Here is a 22,862-nt window from a genome sequence, read left to right on the forward strand (position 1 = left end):
CCGGGCCGGTATCCCGGAGTGGTCATTGCGCTGCGACAGGGCCCGGCTTGGTCGAGAAAATCGCATCGATCCATGAGGGTACCAACGGAATTCAGGCCCTGGATCTTGTGGGACGGAAGCTCCCAATGAAAAAAGGAAGCTACTTCATGATCCTGCTTGCTGAAATGAACGCCACCATAGCCCGGTATGCAGATAATCCAAACCTCATGGATATGGCACAGAAGACACAGGCAGCCGTGAACGACCTGGTCGAGGCCGGCATGTATTTTGCCGGTTGCGGCAAGGAAGGGAAGTTCCTGGTGCCGGTTTCACAGGCCTATCCATTTCTGATGATGATGGGAAAGGTCGTCTCGGCATGGCTGTTGCTCTGGCAGGCCGGGGTCGCCGACGAAAAGACGGACGCGTTGTGCGAAAACGCCGGCGTCGATCGCCGTGATCCTCGATCGTGGTCGCAATTCCTGAAGGAAAACAAGGACGCCGCGTTTTATGCGGGTAAAACGGCAAGCCTGAAGTTTTTTGTGAACCACATACTGCCCGAAGTGAATGCGACGCTGAGATCGATCAAGAGCGATGATATTTCCATGCTGGAAATCGCCGAGGAAAGTTTCGCCTGGTAGAAAAGTCCGTTATGCGGCGGACTTCTCCGCCGCGCGTTCGGCCTGCCAGTTTCAGATCCCTATTGCGGTGGCGCTTGATAAAGGAGGTACTGATGGAACACTTTGATGAGATAACCATGGCAGCGGTTTTTCAGAACAGAGCGCTCGAAAACGGTGAAAAGGCCTGCGTGGCCTACCGGAATGGCGCCGGTGAATGGTTCGATGTTTCCTGGAACCGAATGAATGATATGATCCACGAATTTGCGTATCATCTGCTCGACAGGGGCATCCGGCACGGTGACAAGGTGGCCGTCTTCTCACCGAACCGGTTTGAGTGGTGGGTCGCCGATATGGCCATTCTATCCATCGGGGCCGTCAATATCCCGATCTACGCGACCAACACCCCCGAAGAGGTTCGGTACATACTGGACGATTCGGATGCCCGGATATGCTGTGCCGGCACGGAAGATCACTTGCGTCGCGTCTTGTCCGTCAGAAAAGCACTGCCGAAACTGGAGGAAGTGGTCGTGTTTGACGAGATCGGCGGAACATATGAAGGCGTGCTCACCATGGGGGAAGCCTTTGAGCAGGGAAGGGCCTGCCGGGACGAAGATGAATTCGACCGGCGGCTCAAAGCGATTCGCCCCGACGACCTGTGCACGTTCATTTACACCTCCGGTACCACGGGAGACCCGAAAGGGGTCATGCTCTCACATCATAACATCATGTCCAATGTGCATCAGTTCAAGGCCCGGTTTCCCGAAATAGTGACGCAGCAGCACCGGCTGCCCTCGTTTCTGCCCCTTTCTCATGCCGTGGAACGGACGGCGGTTTATTACTGTCAGGTGTACAGCGCCAACAAGGTCTGCTTTGTAAAGGACATCACCACGCTTCTGGAAGACCTGCAGGCGATCCGTCCCACTTTCATGGCCTCCGTCCCCCGGGTGCTGGAGAAGATGTATGACGGCATTCATGAAAAGGTCGCCCAGGCGCCGCCCCTGAAGAAGAAGCTCTTTGAGTGGGCGAAAAGCGTGGGTGCGAGAAACCTTCCCTATATCTGCAATGGGAAGAAACGCGGCGGTCTTTTCGCCCTTGAGTACAACCTGGCCGACCGGCTGATATTTTCCAAGCTGAAAAAGGCCCTCGGCCTGGACCGGATCTATTTTATCGGCCTTGGCGGGGCTCCCATGCTTCCCCATGTTCTTGAATTTTTCCTGGGCATCGGTATCAGCTGCTGCGACGCATATGGGCTCAGTGAAACGTCACCCGTCGTGACCTGCAATTACGTGGGACACATCAGACCGGGAACGGTCGGCATGCCTGTTCCCGATACGGAGATAAGAATAGGTGATGACGGAGAATTGCTCATTAAGGGTCCCCAGGTCATGGTGGGTTACTACAAGAATGAAGCAGCCACGCGGGAGGCAATGACGAGTGACGGATACCTGAGAAGCGGCGACATTGGTGAACTGGATGCCGAGGGAAATCTCCGTATCACGGGAAGGATAAAGGACATACTCATCACGTCCGGCGGCAAGAACATTTCCCCTCAGAATCTTGAAAATGCCATGCTGACGTCCGAGTTCATCGAACAGGTGGCCGTCATCGGTGACAGCCGAAAGTACCTGTCAGCACTGGTGGTACCTGTCTTTGAAATACTTGAACCCTGGGCGCGAAAGAACAACATCGGTTTCACGAACCGGGAAGAGTTGATAGGCAGGGAAGAGGTGAAGGACCTTTTCGACAGAGAGATCAAAGAAAAGATGGGACCCTTCGGACGGGTTGAGCAGATAAAGAAATTTACCTTGATGCCCTTTGTCTGGACCCAGGAGACGGGTGAGCTGACACCGACGTTGAAGGTGAAACGCCGCGTCCTAGCAGAAAAGTACGCGAAAGAGATCAATGCGATGTACATGGCTGAACAGGGAAGTAAGAAAAGGCTTGACACATGATGTAGGTTAATATAAGTTAATGTCGTTAACATTTGATAACCAATGCGGGTAACCGTGTCGATCCACCGGGGAGTACACCATGGATGTTTCATATCTTTCAATGGCAGGAAAGAAGACGCTGATAACGGGGGCGAGCAGGGGGATTGGAAAAGCCATCGCGCTCCGGTTCGCCGATGCCGGCGCGGATGTTGCCGTGGCAAGCCGGAAACAGGAAGCTCTGGACGCTGTGGCCGATGAGATCCGGGCAATGGGAAGAACGGCGCTTGTCGTCACCTATCATAATCGTGAAGCGGACAGCATCAATGCCCTTATTGACAGAGTGAAAAAGGAGTTCGGCGGGATCGACGTGCTGGTGAACAACGCGGCTACCAATCCCGGAATGGGGCAGTTGATAGACATGGATGAGGGGATGTACGATCAGATCATGCTCACGAACCTCAAGGGCTACACTCTTCTGAGCCAGGCAGCGGGAAAGGTGATGAAGGAGCAGGAGTCGGGTGTTATCGTCAACATATCCTCTCTGGGCGGCCTTACCCCGGACTGGGGGCTGGGATTGTACTGCATCAGCAAGGCCGGCATCAATATGCTCACACGTGCCATGGCGAAGGAAATGGGCCGCTATGGTGTAAGGGTCAATGCCATAGCACCCGGTGTCGTGCAGACCCGCTTTTCCCAGGCACTCTGGACGGATGATTCCCTGATGAAGAACGTCCTGGAACGGACGCCCCTGGGCAGGATCGCCCAGCCCGAAGAGATCGCCCGGATCGCCCTGTTCCTCGCGTCGGACGCATCATCCTTCATGACGGGCCAGGTCCTGGTAGCCGACGGAGGGACATCCCTTTAACGATGCAGCGTCCGGTGGATGGATACATTTTACAAATGACCGCCGGGTGAAATGGATCGAACAAAAATACCATGCTTTGAAAGGGGAAGGAGAATCGACAGTATGGCGAAAAAGTATGACGTGATCGTAATAGGTTCAGGTATCGCCGGTATGGGGGCCGCAGCTCTTTTAGCGAAGAATTTTGGGAAAAAGGTACTGGTAGCCGAAAAGGCCCCCTTTATCGGTGGCCGCAGCCTCTCCATGGTAGGCAAGGGTGACCGGATGACCGTTGACGGCCTGGAACTCGATGTGAACGGTTTCAGGCAGATGTGGGAGTATAATGGTACCTGGCCCTTTGCCGCGAAGGGGTTTCCTGCCATTGAGGAATGCTTTCAGAAGGGGCTGTTCGACGGCTATACCATGGACAGCGGCCATGGGTTGTTCTGGGGCAACAGGAGCCGCGTGCGCTGCCTGCTGGATTACCTGGATGTTCCCGTCGACCTTCCCACCAACACAGGGTTTGCATACATCGATTACCGGGGGGGTAACCGCTTCTACCAGGTCGGCAAGGGTGAGGCCTACGGATGGATGTCGCCACAGGAATATGGGGAAACGATCGAACAGCTCAGGGCGATGGCGATGACCGATTATGCATCACTGAAATCCCTGATGAAGATTTCTCTCCAGGATTGGCTCGAGCAGCGGAAGATCAATCCGAAAACCTACGCCTATATCAAGAACCTCGCGGCCTCACAAACCGTCCAGAACGATCTTTCCATGACACCGGCCGGCGATTTTCTCGGATATCAGGCGATGGCGCGGGATATCAAAATGAATCTCGTGGACGGTTCCGTCGGTACCATTTCCAACCCCGGTGTCACGGCCATACCGCTGGCCATGGAAGAGTGTCTGAACTCGTTCGGCGGGAAAGTGCTGAGAAACACGCCGGTGGAGCAGGTCATTGTTGAGAAAGGGACCGCTCGGGGTGTTATCCTTCGCACCAGGAAAGGATTTGAAACGATCTATGCCGACCGGATCATCTGTAATCTCATGCCCAAGGCTATCTTCAGCATTATTCACCCCCGTCATTTCGACCACGAGTTCGTGAGCGCCGTCAGAACAAAGTTCTTCACGCCCAGTCTCCTCACGGGGATGATCGGACTGAAGCGGAACGTGCTGGAAGAGAAAGGCATCGATGAACGGAGTTTCATCTACATGCCCGATGTCGTCGGTCCCGAAGAGGGGTTCAGGGGCGGTGCCGTGGACGTGGTCATGTGGAACATGTCTTCCAGTGCCGGCAAGAGCGTGGCTCGGCCGAGCATCTGCAGGGATCATGGAAGGGCTCCCGATGGTGAACGGGATTACTGTTTCTCGCTCCCACTGCTCGATTACGAGATGAACAATCCGGACAAGGTCAAGAGATTGACGGAGTTCTGCGAAAACTGGTTCAAACGGACGTTCCGTTCCTGGAAGGAGGATGTGAAATTCTTCATCTGGACGGCCTGCGACAGGGCGTACGGGAATTGGCGGCCCGTCGGAATGGAGCGCCCTGATGTCACGTCGCCTCATATCGGCAATCTCTTCTTCACGGGTGATCAATACGGTAAGCGGATGTGGGGAGGCGGTGTCGACGGGGCCGGTCTGTGCGCGGTCATGACGGTGGACGCCATGATGGGAACCAGGCTCGAAGAACAGATATTCCCCGTCTACCATCGCGGTGTTCCTGAAGACAAGGTGTGGGAGTAGGGGGACGCCCCGAGGGGACGAACACCGGAGCGGGATCGATTCCCGCTTCGTATGTGGAAAGAGTGTGAGGAGGTATGATCCATGGGTTTGATGACACCCGATGAATTCAAGGCGAGTCTGAATGACGGAAGAATTGTATACTACAAGGGCCGGAAAATCGATAATGTGGCCGAGGACCCCGATCTGCTGGCCTGTGTGGAGACCGCCGCCGTCGATTATGAAATGGCGGAGGATCCTCGGTACCGTGATCTGGCCGTTGTCAGGGACGAGGAACTCGGCGAGGATATCAGCCGGTTCTACTACACCCCGAAAAACGGAGAGGACCTGCTCAAACAGCTTGAGCTGACCATCAAGGCCACCGAACTGGGGGATGGATACATTCCCTTTACCCATGATATCGGCGCCGACGCGATGAACGCCATATCCATCACCGCCCGCAGCATGGGCGATGCCGGCGCGGCGTATCTTGAGAGGATCGAAAACTACCGCAGGTACCTCAAAAGAACGGACCTGAGCGTGGTCGCCGCCGTCACCGATGTCAAGGGGGACCGGCACCTGCGTCCTTCCGATCAACGGCAGGTCCATCCCGATTTTCACCTCCGTATCGTGGAACGGCGGGACGACGGGATCGTCGTTCGCGGGGCAAAAGCGCATATCACTGCGGCGGCCTATTGCAACGAGTTCTTCGCGATTCCCTGCCGTGCCCTGGGGGGTGCGGAAGACGCCGATTATGCCGTTGCGTTTGCCCTTCCCATCAACACACAGGGTATCCGGCAGATCGTTCGTCCCTTCAGCTCGCGGATCAGCGATCTCGAGTTTCCCGTTGAACGTCCGCTGCGCAGAATGCACACGGATTCACTGATCATCTTCGATGATGTCTTTGTACCCTGGGACCGGGTTTTCCTTTGCGGCGAGTGGCAGTATGCCGCCACCATGGTCTACAATTTCGCCCTGCTTCACCGGAGGACGGGCTGTGCCTACCGCATCCCCATGAGCGAGCATCTGCTGGGCATCGCGCAGGCCATTGCGGAATATAACGGAATTGCGGGAGCGCCCCATGTGAGAGAAAAGATCACCGAGATCGTCATCTACCTGCAGACGCTCTCGGCCCTTTCCCGCTCGGCCTGCCTGGATTATGTGGACCATGCCGGGATACCCGTTCCCAACCCGGTGACGACCAATATCGCGAAATACCACTTCGCCCATAATTATCACAAGGTGGTCGAGATCATACAGGACCTCGCGGGCGGGCTGCTGGTAACGGCGCCCACCTACAAGGACTGGAAGAACCCCGAAACACATGATGATATTGAAAAGTACCTGCAGGGAATACCGGAGCTCCCAACGGAAGACCGCCTGCGCATGTTCGACCTGATCCGCCGCCTTACATCGGGTGATCTGGAGACCATCTGTCTCCACGGTGAAGGGTCGCCGTATGCCGAGCGGATGACGATTTTCATGGAGGCCCGGAAATTGATCGCCCGGTGCAAGAAACTTGTTGACGAAATGGCCGGTATACCGGCCGGTGAACGAAGAAAAGACTGAATTCTTCGGAAAGGAGTGTACCCATGAGTGATCTCAAGGGCAAGGTTGCCATCATCGGCATCGGGGAGGTCCCGACGGGGCGATTTCCCGAAGCCTCGGCGATTTACCATGCGATCGAATCGGCACGCCGGGCCATCAGGGATGCCGGCATCAACAAGGATAATATCGATTACGTTCTTCCCTGCGGCGCCGTTTACAGCCCGCCTTTCAACACGGAACTGATCACCGGCCGCGTCGTCGAGGAACTGGGACTGAAAAACGTCAGCAAGAACTGCCAGGTCTTTTCGGGCGGTTCCACAAGCAGTTGCGGCATTGATATCGCGGCATCTCTTATCAATTCAAAGGCGGCCTCGACGGTTCTCTTCGTTCACGCCGACCGCCTCGGTACCGGTGTGGACCTTCAGGGCGGCATCGACCTTTTTGCCACGGCGGGCATTTCACATGAATGGGAGGTCCCATTCGGGCAGCATTATTCATCTATCGCCGCTCTCGCCATGACCCGTTACATGTATGAGACGGGATGCACCGATGAACACCTCGCGGCGGTATGCGTTTCCAACCGGAAATGGGCGGAGCTGAACCCGCACGCGTTTTTCAGAAAACCGGTGACCATCGAGGAAATCCTGTCCTCCAAGGTACTGTCCACACCCCTGCGTGCGAAACAGTCGAACATGCTCTTCGACGGCGGGGCGGCCTTCATCGTGACCTCGGCCGAGCGCGCGCGGGACATTACGGAGAGACCCGTCTATCTGCTGGGCGAAGGCGGCATCGTGACGCACTTTGTCTATTCCCAGGAGCCCGATATCACCCGGTTCGGCTGGGCGAGAGCGGCCGAAAAGGCCTTTGGGGAAGCGGGACTGACAGCGGCAGACATGGATATCGCCGAGATCTACGATTCCTATCCCATCTACGAACTGATCGCCTTTGAGGAACTCGGATTCTGCAAAAGAGGTGATGGAGGCGAGATGTTCCTGAGAGGAGATACCTGGCCCGGCGGAAAGATCCCGACGACGACCAATGGCGGTATGCTTTCCCAGGGACATACCGGTGGTGGCGGTGGTGTGGCCATCCTCGTTGAAACCTTCCGGCAGCTGATGGGAAAGGCCGGTGAGCGGCAGGTTCCGAATGCCCGGTTCGCCGTTGAAACCGGAACGGGCGGCACCTACATGGATTCGCAGGTGTCCGTCTTCGGAACGGAGATCCCGTAACTTGGAGATGCCACAAAGGACTGTCGTGAATCTTTGAAAGGAGCTTTTCACATGAATATGCCAGTCAAACCAAAACCGGTACCTGTCGCAACGGCGTGGACCATGCCGTTCTGGGAAGGAACCCGGAATGGGAAATTGCTGTATCAGAAATGCGGGGACTGCGGGACCAATGTCTTCATTCCGCGGATCGCCTGTTCACGATGTTTTTCTGAAAATCTCGAATGGGTGGAATCATCGGGCAGGGGAACGGTATTCAGCTTTACCGTGGTGGAGAACAACGCGCCCTCGGCGTTTATCGCCGACATGCCCTTCGTGATCGCCATCGTAAAGATGGAGGAGGAAGGGGTCCAGATGCTGACCAATATCGTGGAATGTGATCCCTATGAGGTGCGTTGCGACATGCCCGTCGAGGTGGTCTTCGAGAAACTGAGCGATGAGTTCACGCTTCCGAAGTTCAGACCTGCCGCATCAAGGTAGGAGAAGCAGCATATAACATTTGCTCCAGGGAGGATGCTCATGGCTGAAAAATACTGGGAAGATTTTGATGTGGGGTTTTCTTTCAAAACCCCGTCCATAACGGTTACGGAGTCCCATATCGTTACCTGGGCGGGTCTGACCATGGACTTCTACCCACTTCACGTGGATGCCGAGTACGCGAAAAAAACCGTTTTCAAGGAGCGGATCGCGCATGGGCCTCTCATCTTCGGGTTGGCCGTCGGCCTGGCGGCACAGGCCAGGATCGAGGGAGGGGCCGTCATGGCCTGGATGGGTGTCGACAACATGCGTATGCTCGCTCCCGTGAGGATCGGCGATACCGTAACGGTGAACATTGAGGTGACACAGAGAAAAGAGACGAAAAAGGACACTCAGGGCATACAGATCTGGAAATACAGCGTTCATAATCAGCGTGATGAGGTTGTTCTTGTGTTCGACATGAATTTCCTGATGCATCGGAGACCCGCCGTGTAATAAACTGCCGCCGGTTTCATGCCGGGAGCAGGGGCCGGTGCAGGCAGGGGAAGGAGTTTGATGCCGTGGACATGCGCTTCAGCGAGGAACAGGAGAAACTCAGAAAAAAGGTACGTGACTTTGTGGAACGCGAAATGCCGCGTGACCTGGTACGAGAGCTTGACGAAAAGGACGAGTATCCCCATGAATTGCTCGGCAAGCTCGTCGATCTTGATCTTGCCCGGGTCAACATTCCGGAAGAGTACGGCGGCACCGGCGGCGACATTATCGACCTGATGATCATATTTGAGGAACTGGGAAGGCGGTTTCCGACACTGACCTGGGCCTTCGGTAATATAGTCCTCTATGGAAATGAGATCATAGGAGTGAACGGCAGTGCGGCCCAGAAACGGGAATACCTGCCGCGGCTCGGCAGGGGGGAGATAAAATTCTGCTTTGCACTGACCGAACCGAATGCAGGCTCTGACGCGGCGAGCATCAGTACCCGCGGGATTCCCGATGGAGACGGATATGTCGTAACGGGTAACAAGATGTTCATATCAGGAGCGGGGGTTTCGGATTACGCCGTCACCTTTGCCCGCACGGATCAGCCGAAGTATGCCGGGATAACGGCCTTTATCGTGGACACCGGGCTGGAAGGATACCAAGCCAGGTCTCTTGAGAAGATCGGTATGCATGGCTCGAATACCTGTGAGGTGACCTACGATAATGTACGTGTCAGATCGGTAGATATCCTGGGCGGGCCCGAATACCTCAACAAAGGATGGTTCCAGGAGATGAAACTTCTCAACCAGGAACGGCTGAATCTGTCGGCCGTCGCGCTCGGGATTGCCGAGGCCGCCCTCGAGGATGCTCTGGAATATGCCCGTGATATGATTCCGGGAACTAACAGGAAAAACATCCAGCAGAGCATGCAGCACCAGCTCGCCGATATGGCCACGAACGTCGAAGCCATCCGCTGGCTCATTTATGCCGCTGCGTGGAAGGAAACGCAGCACATGCAGCCTGTTATGGAAACGTCCATGTCGAAATACTTTTCGGCGGAGACCACGAAAAAGATCGTTCTCCAGGGACTTGATATCCTGGGGCGGGAGGCGTCTCTGATGAGACGTGACATGCAGCGATACCTGAGAGATATCATGATCTACTCCATCGGCGGCGGTACATCCCAGATACAGAAGAACATCATTGCCAAGACCCTGAACGTTTGACCGGGACGGTGCGCTGGTTCATGAACTGCCGGCAGGCCTTCATGATCGGGAGAGGATCTTTCAAAGGAGCCGATAATGGATTTTTCGTTAAGTGATGAACAGCGGTTTATCAGAGATACGATAGAGAAATTTCTGGCCCGTGAGTGCGGCCGCGAGGTCGTCAAGAAACTTGACGAGGAGCGGAGGTTTCCGACGGACCTCTACCGGACCGTCGCGGGGATGGGGTTTTGCGGGCTTACCATTCCGGAAGAGTATGGCGGCGGAGGGCCGAACGTTCTGGGAGCGGCACTGGTGACCGAAGAGCTGGCGACGGTTTCTCCCGTGCTGGCAGGTGCCTTTTCTGCGGCGGCGTTTCGTGGAGGACTCACGCTGTCGACGCTGGGCAGCGATGCGCAAAAGAAAGCGCTTCTTCCGAAGCTCGCCGAAGGTGCCCATCTCTTTTCCTTCGCCGTTGAGGAACCGGGATTGACCGGGGGGGCGGGGCCTTTCCGGACGCAAGCGGAACGGCGTGATGAAGTGTTCGTTGTCAGTGGCGTCAAGTCGTGCGCCGGCCTTGCGGACCATGCCGATTACCTGATCGTACCCGTATCGACGGAGGCCATCGATGGGGACGAGAACAGCGTGACAATCTTTCTCGTTCAGACCGGTTCCGGCAATATCCGGATAACGCCCGCGGAAACCGTTGGATTCGTGAGCGGGTCGTTCTGCGATGTCGTTTTTGATGATCTCGTCCTCACCAGGGAAGACATACTGGGCGGGGGTGAGCATATCGGCCGGGGGCGGGTTCAAATGGAAGGGATCGCCGCGTGCGCTAACCTCGAAATCGCCGCCATAGCCCGCGGGATAATGAAAGGCTGCTATGAATACGCCCTGAATTATGCTAAGGAACGGGAGCAGTTCGGTCAGGCTATCATGCGGTTCGGTGGCGTTCAGGACATGCTGGTGGAAATGGCCGTTTCCGTCCGGGTGGCCGGTGACCTTCTTTATCGTGCCTGCTGGTGTGCCGACAGGGGGGACCCCTATCTGGAAGAATCGACCATGGCCCGGCTCCGGGCATGCCGGGATGTCCGGCAGGCCGCCATGGACTGTATGCAGGTTCTGGGAGGGTACGGGTATGCAAACGAGTACGATGCCCAGCGGTATCTTCGTGACTCCCTGGTGATGCTGGAGGGTACCCCTGGTACAGGCGTGCTGAAGGATACCCTGGCCGACTGCCTGTGGGCATATTGATCCTGAGAATTTTCGTACACATGTTCGATCGAGGAGGGAACCAGTCGTGGAATGGACGACGGGGGTCTTCCGGTGGAACGATCAGAATGGGAAGCGAACGAGGACGGGGTGATGGAAAAGAAGAAACAGAAGCAACCGACCGATTTTCCCATGCTCAAGGAACAGGAAAGGGAAAACCGGAGAAATCTGATCATAGACGCGGCGGAGCGGGTGTTTTCCGCAAAGCCCTTTGAGCAGGTGACCATGCGCAATATCGCCATGGAAGTCGGCATTACTCCGACGGCCATCTATCGGTATTTCGCGGATAAGCAGGCGCTCTATGCCGAATCATATGTCAGAAGCAATAACCGGTTGCTCGAGAAGCTTGTCAAGGTGTTCGAACATTCCAGCGATCTCAATCTTGAAAAGATCGCCACCATTACCGTCGATCATTTTCTGGGAGAGGAACAGAACCTCAAAATGCGGGCTCATTTCATGATCGACGACATGCTGAACGATAACCTTCTGGGCAAGCTATCTGAGAACACAAAGTACTTCGTCGATACCATAGAGCAGCATTTCCGGAAGTTTAGCTCCGACCCGGAAGTAAGAATTCTGGCGCTGACCTTTTTCGCGGCACTGAACGGCGTCCTTTTGACCTATCGCAAGAGCCCGGGGAAAAGCCGTGCGGAGATCGTGAAGAACATCAGGAAAGAAGCCCAGATCGTGTCGGAAATATTTACCAAACGGCTGATGTCGGGAGGGTCGTGAGTGAATTCCGGGAGTAACGCTCCATGAGTGATGAGCTTGACGGGAAAACGGTGCTGGTCACCGGTGCGGCAGGAGGGATCGGTAGTGCCGTCGCAGAAGGGCTTTGCGAGGCGGGAGCGCGGGTGTTCGCAGTCGACCTTCATACCCGAAAAGTGGGCGTCCCATCGCTGCGCGAGGAGTGCTGGAAAGAATATCAGGCCGATGTGAGTGATGCCGGGTCGGTTCAGGCAATGATCGAGGCCTGTGAGAAGCGTTTCGGACCGCCTGAAGTGCTCGTCAACGTGGCCGCCATCAGCAGGCCCTGTCAGGTTCAGGACATGCGCCTTGACCTGTGGCGACAGGTCATTACGATGAATCTTACCTCTGTTTTTCTCTGTTCCCGCGCGGTACTGCCCGCCATGACCGAGGCGGGAGGGGGAAGCATCATCAATTTTTCCTCCGTGCTGGCCGATATCGGAGGAAAGGGAAGCGCTCATTACGCGGCCGCAAAGGCCGGTGTCGAAGCGTTTTCAAAATCACTTGCCCGTGAGGTAAGTGCTCTGGGAATCCGGGTTAATGTGATTTCTCCCGGCATGGTCGATACCCCGATGCTTGCTCTGATGAGCGAGCAACAGAAAAAAGCGCTCGCCGGAAGAATCCCCCTGGGACGTATCGGAAGACCGGAAGACTTTGTGAAGCCCGTAATTCTTCTTGCCTCGGACGGCGCATCCTATATGACCGGTCAGGTGATCCGTGTGGATGGCGGCATGAACATGGCCTGATGCTGCCGTGGCGATGCCCTTTCATTCGAAGAAAGATCCCCGCCTTTGTTGAATCACAAATTGACTACCATAATGTTCCTTTTTGCTGTATAGAAGGCAGCATGCCGAACGACCTGTACATGATGCGAGCCGTGAAGGTCAGCCTCGTCGCGAATGTCATTCTCTGCTGCATAAAACTGGTTGCGCTCATCATCGTCGGTTCCATTGCCATAGCGGCCGACCTGGGAATATCCTGCGTCGCTCTCGCCGTTTCGATTGTCCTTTTCTATGCCGTGAAGATATCAAACAAGCCCGCTGATTTCCTGTATAACTATGGTTACGGAAGGATCGAGAACGTGTGCGAGGTGATGGAAGGGATCGTCCTCATCGGTCTCGCCCTTGCCATGTCTTTTCAGGCGATCATGCATATCGTCAGGGTAGCGGAGGTACAGGCCCCCATGGTCGGTCTTGCGAGTTGCCTCATCGGTGTAGGTATCAACTTCGGGGGGGCATATTACATACTGCAACAGGCACGGAAAAGCGGGTCTCCCGCACTGTACGCGGAAAGCATCCACTTCAGGATTGAAGGATTCATATCGGCGGCGATCGCCGTGGCGTTCATTCTGATAATGCTCACAACAGCCGCGGGACTTGTCAAAGTGGTCCATTACATAGATCCCGTGACAACACTGTTCGTGAGTGCCGTGATCGCCGTGCCGTCCGCACGCCTCCTGAAGGAAGCCTTTACAAAGCTTCTCGATGCGTCCATAGAAGAGTCCAGACAGATCGAAGTGGTCAAAGTTCTTGCCAGGCATGTCGATAAATACTGCAACTTCAAAGATCTGAGGACCAGATCGGCGGGGAGAGTCCAGTTTGTTGAAATGGACCTCATCATGCCGGAACACATGTCGTTGAGGGAGGGCCATCGGGTCATATCCGAGATCAAAGAAGATATTGAGTCACACCTGGGCGAATGTGATGTTACGATCAGAATACATCCCTGTGATAAAAATTGTTTTTATGCCAGGGAAGACAAGAATTGCCCATACAGCAGCGAATGATCCGGGTGGCATTCAAGCGCTCTCTGTCGTTCCCGCGCAGGCGGGAATCCAGGCCGCATATTGGTAGAATCCTGGGGATTATGGATTACGGATTACGGATTATGGATTACGAACCTTAATCCCCTAATCCTTTTAATCCTCCTAATCCCGTTTTCTCATTCAGATCCCCCATATTCCTTCCGCGGCGGTGCCGCACTTGACGCATGCCCCGTTTTTGATATTGATCCTGCCGATCCGGAATCCGTAGCGTTCGATAAGAAGATTGCCGCAATGATGGCAATATGTGTTTTCGCCTTCATCGCCCGGAACGTTTCCCGTGTATACGTATTTCAACCCGGCCTCGATACCGCAGCGCCGGGCGCGGTGAAGGGTTTCCACGGGAGTGGGAGGAATGTTCAGAAGCCTGTACTGGGGATGAAACCTGCTGATGTGCCATGGAGTCCCGTCCCCGAGAGAGTGGATGTAACGGGCTATATCCGCCAGCTCCTCATCGCTGTCGTTAAGTCCCGGAATAAGTAATGTGGTGATCTCAAGCCATATCCCGAGGTCCTTCATCCTGCGAAGGCTGTCAAGAACGGGTTGGAGCCTGGCGCCGCAGTACTTTTTGTAAAATTCATTGCTGAAAGATTTCAGATCGACGTTGGCGCCGTCAAGGTAGGGGGACAGCATGTCGAGCATGTCCGCCGTCATATATCCATTGGTGACAAAGACGTTCCTGATGTCCTTGTCGTGAGCCATCTTCGCCGTATCGTAGGCCAGTTCAAAAAAAACGGTCGGCTCCGTATACGTATACGCGATCGTTTTCGAGCCGGATTGCAGGGCGTGTTCCACCAGGGTGGATGGTGTGCACTCCTTTCCCACGATACGGTTCTGGTCACGGGGCATCTGGGAGATGTCGCTGTTCTGGCAGAAGGTGCACTGAAAATTGCATCCCACGGTGGCGATCGAATACGATCTTGAGCCCGGTAGGATGTGAAAGAGCGGTTTCTTCTCAATGGGGTCCACATTCTCGGCGATGATGGTCCCGTATACGAGGGTGTACAAGGTGCCTTCTTCGTTCACCCTGACGCCGCAAATGCCCTTCTTGCCGGGGGCGATGACGCAGGTGTGTGCGCAGAGCACGCACCGGACTTTCCCATCCTCCAGCGTTTCATAAAGGAGCGCCTTCTTTTTCACTTTTCCACCTCCCGTACCGCTCCCGGCACCTGCTTTCGGGCCACCTTCAATTTACGGCCCCCGGTCAGGGGGTCCTGGAGCGTCATGTGGGTAAAATAGACGGGAAAGGAGATCCCCATGAAAAGTCCGAAAGGGTTTTTCTTCCGGGGCATCCTGTCTTCCATGGCGGCGGCGCGAAGATACCAGGGGAGGGGAAAGTAAATGACGCTTCCCCACTCTATGGGCGCGTCGGCGAGGACGTCACGGATGAGCTTCCTTACAAAGAGGTAACTGTACAAGAGGGAACCGTCATGGAGGGGGACGCCGTCGATCTTTCTCCTTCTTCTCTGCGCGGCCGCAAGCGAATATCGATTAAGGACCTCCACGAAGACCCTGCCCCGGCAAACCCTGATCGCTTCACTGAGGGTGATGGCCGGCGACCTTGTTGATTCAAAACAACTGACCGTCACTATGTCGAATTCATTGTCCGAAAAAGGAAGGTCCTCGGGAGTTCCCAAACGGAGGTCCGCTCGTTCACCGAGTCGTTCCCGGGCTGCGGCAAGCATGTCTTTCGATGATTCGACACCGGTCACATCGCAGCCCAGCCGCCTGAAGTAGAGGAGGAGATGGCCCGTTTTGCAGCCGACATCAAGAAGCTGTTCATCTTCCCGGAGATCAAGAAGATCGGTTATCAGCTTCTTTCGCCGCCGGTCAACGTAGGTACCCACGGGCGAAGCACGCCACTCGTCGCAGGAGTGATAGGTATCCCCGTTGCTTCGTGCCATGATATATCCCGTCCTCACCCTCCTATGGCGGACATGCTGCGGACACACTTCTTGCGGTTTACTTCGTAGCAGAACGTGGATGATCGCTGCGGCTTCGAGAGAATGGCGTTTCGGATCACCTTTTCGAGCTCGGCATCACTGCACCCGGCGCGCATGATTCCTTTCAGGTCGACCTCCTCATCGGAGAGAAGGCATGTTCGAAGGCTCCCATCGGCCGTCAGCCTGAGCCGGTTACAGGACTCACAGAAACCATGACTGATGGCGCTGATAATGCCGATCTCCCCGACGGCACCCCGTATGCGGTAGACACGCGCCGGGCCCTCCGCCCCGTTTGTGTGCCCACTCACCGGTTCAAGGGTTTCCGTTTTCTGGATCGTCTGTATTATGACATTGTTCGAGATATATTCGAAATCATTTTTCAGGAACGCTGTGCCGATCGGCATGTACTCGATGAAGCGGATCTGAAAAGGATACTCAAAGGTCAGGCGGGCAAAATCCATTATCTCATCGTCGTTGAAACCCTTGATCGCCACCACGTTGATCTTGATCGGCGCGTATCCGATCCGGTGAACCGCCAGGATCCCCCGGAGAACGCGGTCGAGGTCGCCCACGCGGGTAATGGTCCGGTAGCGTTCCGGTAACAGGGAATCGAGACTGACATTGATCCGTCTTATTCCGGCATCGAACATGTCTTCCGCGAGCTCTTCGAGCAGGATCCCATTCGTCGTGAGACTGATATCACGAAGTTCCTCGATGCGCCCGAGTGAACGCAGGAATCCGACAATGTCCTTCCGAACAAGCGGTTCACCACCTGTGACGCGAACCTTGATTATTCCCAGACCGACGGAGATCCTGACGATACGGAGAATTTCCTCATAGCTGAGGATATCCTGGTGGCCGATCAGCGATACCCCTTCCTTGGGCATGCAGTACTGGCAGCGGAGATTGCACCGATCGGTGATGGAAACACGTAAGTAATTGATCTCCCTGTTGAATTTGTCTATCATGTGCGGCTGTATCCTTCCGTGAAGGGAGCTTCAATGGAAACCCACTTCGATAGAGGGGGTTTCTATCATAAGTGGCATAACTTAGCAAGCAGCCGAAAAGGGGGTGGCTGACAGCCAATGAACAAGTGCCATGAAACCCCTTGACAAATACCGTTGATGGTGTAATTTCTGATACTTAATTGCTGTGGCGAAGGATCCTGATTCAACGAGTTGGTGTGAGTGGTCCATTACGGAAAGGAGCAGGGAGACGCAGCCGTGTTACTCCGCCGTGATGAGATTTTCACACGCTGGCGCGGAAGGATCGAGACAATAAGGGAGCCGGAGAACATGGAGCAGGGTGGAGAAGCTATAAAAGTTGTCGCAAGTCCCAACGAAAAAGGGAATGTCAGTATTGTCTGCCGCCAGTGCGGAACCGTCAAACGTCTTAATGTGAATGAAATTTCCTACAGCGAGGGAGCATACCGCATGAATATGAAATGCGAGGGGTGCGGTAGCCTTCTCGATGTGTTGATTAATCTGCGCAAGGCCTTTCGCAAGCCAACGAACCTGACGGGTATCTGCACCACCGTGGAATCCGGTGATATAGACCTGGACGCTCACTTTGACAAGGTGTCGGGGATAGTGGTCTCGGATATTTCAAAAACGGGAATCGGTTTCAAGATGAAAACCCCCCTGAAAATCAAACAGGGCGATTTCCTTCGTGTAAAGTTCAAACTGGACACCGCAAGCCGTCTCCCCATAGAAAAAAAGGCGATTGTTCGAAGGGTGTTCGGTGAATACGTGGGTGCAGAATTTACCCGTCCCATCGACGAGCGGGAGAAGGAACTCGCTTTCTATGTCAAATATTGACGGGGGTAGGGGTCGGGATTCGAGATTCGTGATTCGGAGAATACGACCGTATCTTTCGCTTCACGACTAACCTCTCACGCTTCACGCCTAACGTCTTACACCTAACGCTTCACGTCTACAACCCTACTCGAACCCGGTAGGTAACGGTGACCTCGCCGTCGGCGGGAACGGTTACATCGAACCGGATCGTGAAGGCGTCAAGCTTCCGGTACGAATGGCTGCTCCTGAGGATCGACCAGTTGCCGTAAAGGGGCTCAATGATACCCACGACAACGTCTTCCATCTTGTGGTTCCTGACCTTCACTTCCCACTGAGATTCGAAGAGCTGCGATGTCTTCTGTTGAAAATCGGTCTGCTTGCGTTCGGCTACCACGTCGAAGGCCTCACCGACCTTCAGCCGCACTTTCTCATCTTTCGGTGTGTGACGGATCCTGTCTTCCCCGATGAACTGCTGGCTTCCCGCAGCGTCCTTTTTATAGAGACGGATGGTTCCCTCGGGGAGCGGAATGCCGAGGTTGTTCTGTAAAGAGTTTTGGAAGAACACGTACACCGCAACGGGCTGTTCCGGATTTTTCTCACGATACTGCCTGGTGAAATATCCCGTCGAACCGTAGACAAGAAGTTCCTTTTCGACGGAAACGTCCGCTGCCTCGAACAGCCGTATCTGTTTTGTCTGCCTGTCCTTGATGGTCGTTTTTCGCTGCAGGTCATAGATGTGATACTCAAAGAACGCCTTTTCCTCGAATTGCGGTGCCGCCTTTGCGACCATTTCGGCCAGCACGGCCCGGTCGCGCCCGACTTCCTCAGCGCGGTGGATCTCTCCGGCGATCAGTTTCAGGGTTGCCTCTCTATACCCCGCACCGCTGCGGTTGTCGATCGTGACCCATCCCGAAAGATCCGCCTTCCGGTCGTCCTCGTTCAATACCATGATGTAATCGGCCTCCCAGGATATGTTGCCGGTCAGATAGGAGACCTCAAGGGCGCAGGGGGATTGCTTGGTGTTCTCATACAACCAGGTCAGAGTGGGTTTCGCGATGAGGTTTTCAGGAAGTTCGGGAAGGACCTTAAACCCGGGATGTCCAAGGTATATCTCTCCATCGATCCGATATATCTGGCCGTCGTTATTGCTGAGCAGTTCGGCCTGTATGACGTCCTTCCGGTCATGGTAACGGTTCCAGTCGATGATCTTTATCTCTTTGCCCACATATTTATCGAGGAGTTTGTCGGCGTTCATCAGGTCATATTCGTAGTTCTGTTCCAGAACAATGAAGTCACCCGGTCCCCTTTGCGGGGCCACGTGAACGGTGACGGGGACTATCGAAGCGGCTACGTCCATGAACCGCAGCTCACCGCTGCCGGTAGGGATATCGATGAGCCGGGTGTCCTTGATTAGGCCAAGGTTACTGTTATAGACGGTAACCTCCACCGACTTCTGGTCTTGCTCGGTACTTTTTATGGCCGTGCCGGCGGATGTCGATGCGGGCACAAGAAGCAACAGGACGCAACAGAAAATGGCGAACCTTCCTTTCATGGCCGTGCCTCCTTCGGTTCCAACAGTCTTTTTTTGTTTGCCTGGAATAATATCACATCTTGACGGGAAAGTAATGACGACTTCGTAATATATCCGCATCCCGCATCTCCAATCCCGAATCCCGAATGCCCGTTAGAATTCTAATTACAGGGCCGGGGTTTTGTGATAAGGGCAGTCCGTGATATCCAATAAAAACCAGTCATCCGGAGGAGCGTTCCCTGTGCGCCAGGATGGAACCCTGAAGACCGTCGTCGTTCTTCTGATCGGCATTACGGCCATATCCTTCGCGGCCATCTTCATCAAGTTCTGCGATGATGTGCCCGCCGTCATGATCGCCACCTACCGTCTGGTCATTGCTTCGGCCTGCCTCCTGGTGTATTTCAGGATACGGGGCTGCAGCTTCTCAACGCTGACGCGGCGGGACCTGCTTCTCTCATTTCTCGGTGGACTTTTCCTCGCCCTCCACTTCATTACCTGGATCACGTCGCTGAAATATACATCAGTGGCGAGCAGTGTCGTTCTCGTGACGACAAATCCCATCTTCGTCGGTGTTTTTTCCGCCCTTGTCCTGCGGGAACGCCAGCAGGGAACGCTGGTGGCCGGGATCATTCTCTGCGTTGCCGGAAGCGCATTTATCGCCTTGGGAGACGGCGGTTTCCGTGCCCTGGACTTCGGTGACGGAAGGGCTGTACTGGGTGATGTACTGGCACTGATGGGCGCCGTCATGGCAAGCGGTTACCTTATCGTGGGAAGCGCGGTCAGAGAGCGGCTCGATAATCTGACCTATATCACGATCGTCTTTTCCATCAGCGCGGCCGTTCTCCTTGCCGTCTCGCTTGTATGCTCTATTCCCTTCACGGGATACCGTCCTTCATCGTATCTCTTCATGGCGCTTCTCGCCGTCGTTCCCCAGCTGATCGGACATACGGCCTTCAACTGGGCGCTCCGTCATATCAGGGCCGGCATGATAGCGATCACCATTCTCGGCGAACCCGTTGGTGCCACGCTCCTGGCATACACCTTACTCGGTGAGCCCATCAGCGGGTTCCAGGGCATGGGCATGGTACTGATATTCGCCGCCATCATCATCGCATCACGAAGGGGAGGGAAGAGTCTAAGTGCCTGAGTGCCTGAGTGCGTGACAAAACCCGCCTCCCCCTTTGGAAAAGGGGGATTGAGGGGGATTTTTAAATATATAAATCCCTCCCACCTCCCTTTACGAAAGGGAGGTGAAAAACCTGATCTATAATACATAATCCGTAATCCGTAATCCCTTGACATGGTCATCGTAAATTGGTATGACCTCTAACCAGTAAGAAAGAAACAGTAGAGAGGGTACAGTAATGGCAGTAGAGAAAGGGCTTCCGTTTCGCCCCGCCCAGTATGCCGAGCGCATGGTAGTGACCGCGATCCTTGACGGCACCTTTCCGCCCGGCTCCGTCCTGCCCAGCGAACGGGTCTTCGCGGAAGAACTGGGGGTGACCAGGCCCACGCTCAGGGAAATTCTTCAACGCCTCGCAAGTGAGGGATGGATTACCATCCATCACGGGAAACAGACCGTGGTAAACAATTACTGGAAGGAGGGTGGTCTTCGCCTGCTGAGCACCACGGCCAAATACGGTGATATCCTTTCTCGTGAGTTCATCACCAATCTTCTTGAGGTGCGGGTCAATCTCCTGCCGCCGGTGGCAAAAAAGGCCGTAGAGAATTCTCCCGATGCCCTGCTCGAATACCTTGGGAAATCCAGGGAACTGAAAGATGATCCCGAAGCTTTCGCCCGCTATGACTGGGGATTACAGGTACTGATCGCCCGCGAGTCGCAAAACCCCATATACCTGCTCATACTGAACGATTTTACCGACATCTTCAGGTTGATGGCGCCGACCTATTTCAACAGCAGGACAGGAAGGAAGGCTTCGCGAAGGTATTATCAAAAACTGTTCGATGCGATACGTAACGGTGGTAATTGCATCGAAGATATCGTCAGGGAGGCCCTTGAGACAAGCATCCATATATGGGAGGAACTGGCACGTACACAGGAGGTTTATAATGGAGCGCTGGAACGGATGGGGTGACGAGACGGTAACGATGGAACTGCCTTCTCAGGCCCTTGACCTTCTCCGGGGGCTTATCGGAGAGGGAACACCCCGGAAGGATCACAGCCTTGAAGATACCCTGGCGGCGATTCCACAATCGCGGCTTGGAGAATACCGGCTCATTTCAAAGGATCCGCGGGAGCGGCTTATCCATGCTCACGGCCAGAGCCTGCCGGACTGGATAGCATTACGGTGCGGCACGCTTGAAAGGTATCCGGACGGTGTAGCCCATCCGACGACACTGCAGGACGTAAAGGAGATCCTCGACTATACCCAGCGGGAGCATCTGGTCGTCATCCCTTACGGAGGTGGAACAAGTGTCGTGGGACACCTGACGATTCCCGAATCGGACCGCCCGGTGGTGAGCCTTTCCATGAAGCGCCTGAAACGCATGATTACCATGGAACCAGAAAGTCTGCTTGCCACCTTTGAGGCCGGTGTTCGGGGCCCTGACCTGGAAGCGCAGTTGGCGGCGAAGGGATATACGTTCGGGCATTATCCTCAATCATTCGAGTATTCGTCGCTGGGGGGCTGGATCGTGACGCGTTCCAGCGGCCAGCAATCTCTCCACTACGGAAGCATCGACCGGTTGTTCGTGGGCGGGGAGGTCATCACGCCGAGGGGAATCCTTCCCATGACGGACTTTCCCGTATCTGCGGCGGGACCGGACCTGAAGCAACTGGTCCTCGGGTCTGAGGGAAGAATGGGTGTCCTTACGAAGGCGATGGTGAAGATAACCCCCATACCCGAGGTCGACGACGTTTTCGGTGTCTTTTTTCCCGACTGGACCGAAGCCTTTGAGGGGGTCAGGAACCTCGCCGCCGCTGAGCTTCCCCTTTCCATGATCCGTTTGAGCAATCCCGTTGAAACGATGACGAATCTCTATCTTGCCGGACATGAACGGGAGATCGCCCTTCTGAAGAAATATCTGAGCCTGCGGGGTATCCCGGAGAACGGATGCTGCATGTGCCTGATCGGGATAATCGGTTCGCGTCGGATCGCGCGTGCGGTAAAAGGTGAGGTGAACTCGATCATCGGCCGTCACGGCGCGGTTTCCGTGGGCAGGTCCATGGGAAAGGGATGGAAGAAGAACCGTTTCAGGACACCTTACCTGCGCAACACCCTCTGGGATGCCGGCTATGCCGTCGACACCCTGGAAACGTCCGTTCCCTGGGACCGTGTGGAAGAAACCATGGATGAGATCGAACGGGTCATCGGCAAGGGGTTGATGCCCTTCGATGAGAACGTGCATGTCTTCACGCACCTTTCAAGAATTTATGCGACGGGGTCGAGCATCTATACGCAGTTTGTTTTCCGACTGGGTGAAACACCGGAAGCAACGGTGGAACGATGGAAGATCCTCAAAGATGCGGCCAGCCGGGTCATCGTCAAGGTGGGGGGTACGATCAGTCATCAGCATGGCGTGGGAATCGACCACAAACCCTATCTGGAGGCCGAGAAGGGAAGCGTCGGAATGGGATTACTGAAGGAGATCACCACCTATCTCGATCCTGAACGGCGCATGAATCCCACAAAGTTGATCTGAGGGGAACCGGGCGTTCTGCGGCCAACCGCTGAAGATGCCCGTCATCCCCGGAATTGGAGCAC

21 protein-coding genes are annotated in these 22,862 nt (G+C 55.1%); 17 read left to right on the forward strand and 4 right to left on the reverse strand.

The features are described from left to right. The first annotated feature begins 125 nt into the window (after positions 1-125). The 13 genes from JXO48_07380 to JXO48_07440 all read left to right on the forward strand — a co-directional run bounded on the left by JXO48_07380 (position 126) and on the right by JXO48_07440 (position 13,831). Positions 126-617 carry an acyl-CoA dehydrogenase C-terminal domain-containing protein gene (locus tag JXO48_07380; protein ID MBN2283696.1) on the forward strand — a complete coding sequence of 164 codons (492 nt, stop codon included), beginning with the start codon at positions 126-128 and terminating at the stop codon, positions 615-617. 92 nt (positions 618-709) lie between these two features. After that, positions 710-2,548: a long-chain fatty acid--CoA ligase gene (locus JXO48_07385; protein MBN2283697.1), complete on the forward strand. Its 1,839-nt coding sequence runs from the start codon at positions 710-712 to the stop codon at positions 2,546-2,548. 79 nt (positions 2,549-2,627) lie between these two features. Next, positions 2,628-3,392 (forward strand): glucose 1-dehydrogenase, encoded by a 765-nt coding sequence (locus JXO48_07390; protein ID MBN2283698.1) that lies wholly within the window; start codon positions 2,628-2,630, stop codon positions 3,390-3,392. A 102-nt stretch (positions 3,393-3,494) separates the two neighbouring features. Beyond that, positions 3,495-5,117 (forward strand): NAD(P)-binding protein, encoded by a 1,623-nt coding sequence (locus JXO48_07395; GenBank protein MBN2283699.1) that lies wholly within the window; start codon positions 3,495-3,497, stop codon positions 5,115-5,117. An 81-nt stretch (positions 5,118-5,198) separates the two neighbouring features. Then, positions 5,199-6,662: a 4-hydroxybutyryl-CoA dehydratase gene (locus tag JXO48_07400; GenBank protein MBN2283700.1), complete on the forward strand. Its 1,464-nt coding sequence runs from the start codon at positions 5,199-5,201 to the stop codon at positions 6,660-6,662. Positions 6,663-6,685: 23 nt separating this feature from the next. Beyond that, on the forward strand, positions 6,686-7,870 hold the full coding sequence (locus JXO48_07405; protein ID MBN2283701.1) for a thiolase family protein: 1,185 nt from the start codon (positions 6,686-6,688) through the stop codon (positions 7,868-7,870). A gap of 57 nt (positions 7,871-7,927) precedes the next feature. Then, positions 7,928-8,347, forward strand: coding sequence for a Zn-ribbon domain-containing OB-fold protein (locus JXO48_07410; protein ID MBN2283702.1), 420 nt, complete (start codon positions 7,928-7,930; stop codon positions 8,345-8,347). Positions 8,348-8,386: 39 nt separating this feature from the next. Continuing rightward, on the forward strand, positions 8,387-8,839 hold the full coding sequence (locus JXO48_07415) for a MaoC family dehydratase N-terminal domain-containing protein (GenBank protein ID MBN2283703.1): 453 nt from the start codon (positions 8,387-8,389) through the stop codon (positions 8,837-8,839). Between the two features lie 71 nt (positions 8,840-8,910). Beyond that, positions 8,911-10,050 (forward strand): acyl-CoA dehydrogenase family protein, encoded by a 1,140-nt coding sequence (locus tag JXO48_07420; protein ID MBN2283704.1) that lies wholly within the window; start codon positions 8,911-8,913, stop codon positions 10,048-10,050. A 75-nt stretch (positions 10,051-10,125) separates the two neighbouring features. After that, complete coding sequence (locus JXO48_07425) at positions 10,126-11,280, forward strand: acyl-CoA/acyl-ACP dehydrogenase (GenBank protein ID MBN2283705.1); 1,155 nt, start codon at positions 10,126-10,128, stop codon at positions 11,278-11,280. Positions 11,281-11,352: 72 nt separating this feature from the next. Then, positions 11,353-12,030 carry a TetR/AcrR family transcriptional regulator gene (locus tag JXO48_07430; protein ID MBN2283706.1) on the forward strand — a complete coding sequence of 226 codons (678 nt, stop codon included), beginning with the start codon at positions 11,353-11,355 and terminating at the stop codon, positions 12,028-12,030. A gap of 23 nt (positions 12,031-12,053) precedes the next feature. Next, positions 12,054-12,791, forward strand: coding sequence for a 3-oxoacyl-ACP reductase FabG (locus tag JXO48_07435; GenBank protein MBN2283707.1), 738 nt, complete (start codon positions 12,054-12,056; stop codon positions 12,789-12,791). A gap of 101 nt (positions 12,792-12,892) precedes the next feature. After that, positions 12,893-13,831, forward strand: coding sequence for a cation transporter (locus JXO48_07440; GenBank protein MBN2283708.1), 939 nt, complete (start codon positions 12,893-12,895; stop codon positions 13,829-13,831). Positions 13,832-13,990: 159 nt separating this feature from the next. Here JXO48_07440 and amrS read toward each other — a convergent pair whose 3' ends face one another. From amrS to moaA, 3 genes are read right to left on the reverse strand one after another with little or no spacing between them, the layout of a single operon-like run. Then, positions 13,991-15,007: an AmmeMemoRadiSam system radical SAM enzyme gene (amrS, locus tag JXO48_07445; GenBank protein ID MBN2283709.1), complete on the reverse strand. Its 1,017-nt coding sequence runs from the start codon at positions 15,005-15,007 to the stop codon at positions 13,991-13,993. After that, positions 15,004-15,771 (reverse strand): class I SAM-dependent methyltransferase, encoded by a 768-nt coding sequence (locus JXO48_07450; GenBank protein MBN2283710.1) that lies wholly within the window; start codon positions 15,769-15,771, stop codon positions 15,004-15,006. Before JXO48_07450 ends, amrS begins: the two co-directional genes overlap by 4 nt. Before the next feature lie 14 nt (positions 15,772-15,785). Continuing rightward, the gene (gene moaA, locus JXO48_07455; protein MBN2283711.1) at positions 15,786-16,778 is read right to left on the reverse strand and encodes a GTP 3',8-cyclase MoaA; all 993 of its coding nucleotides are present in this window, start codon (positions 16,776-16,778) and stop codon (positions 15,786-15,788) included. Between the two features lie 327 nt (positions 16,779-17,105). Here moaA and JXO48_07460 point away from each other — a divergent pair, with 327 nt between their 5' ends. Beyond that, positions 17,106-17,627 carry a PilZ domain-containing protein gene (locus JXO48_07460; protein MBN2283712.1) on the forward strand — a complete coding sequence of 174 codons (522 nt, stop codon included), beginning with the start codon at positions 17,106-17,108 and terminating at the stop codon, positions 17,625-17,627. Between the two features lie 115 nt (positions 17,628-17,742). Here JXO48_07460 and JXO48_07465 read toward each other — a convergent pair whose 3' ends face one another. Beyond that, on the reverse strand, positions 17,743-19,158 hold the full coding sequence (locus JXO48_07465; GenBank protein ID MBN2283713.1) for a DUF4139 domain-containing protein: 1,416 nt from the start codon (positions 19,156-19,158) through the stop codon (positions 17,743-17,745). Between the two features lie 238 nt (positions 19,159-19,396). Between JXO48_07465 and JXO48_07470 the strand changes: the two genes are divergently transcribed. The 3 genes from JXO48_07470 (at position 19,397) to JXO48_07480 (ending at position 22,800) form a co-directional block, all read left to right on the forward strand. After that, entirely contained in the window at positions 19,397-20,284 is an 888-nt protein-coding gene (locus JXO48_07470) for a DMT family transporter (GenBank protein ID MBN2283714.1), read from the forward strand. Between the two features lie 217 nt (positions 20,285-20,501). After that, positions 20,502-21,233: a fatty acid metabolism transcriptional regulator FadR gene (gene fadR, locus JXO48_07475; GenBank protein ID MBN2283715.1), complete on the forward strand. Its 732-nt coding sequence runs from the start codon at positions 20,502-20,504 to the stop codon at positions 21,231-21,233. After that, entirely contained in the window at positions 21,208-22,800 is a 1,593-nt protein-coding gene (locus tag JXO48_07480) for an FAD-binding oxidoreductase (GenBank protein ID MBN2283716.1), read from the forward strand. The genes fadR and JXO48_07480 overlap by 26 nt, the downstream gene beginning before the upstream one ends. The last annotated feature ends 62 nt before the right edge of the window (positions 22,801-22,862 follow it).

It is taken from the genome of Deltaproteobacteria bacterium (assembly GCA_016933965.1).
In the GTDB taxonomy this organism is placed as follows: Bacteria; Desulfobacterota; Syntrophia; order Syntrophales; family UBA2210; genus JAFGTS01.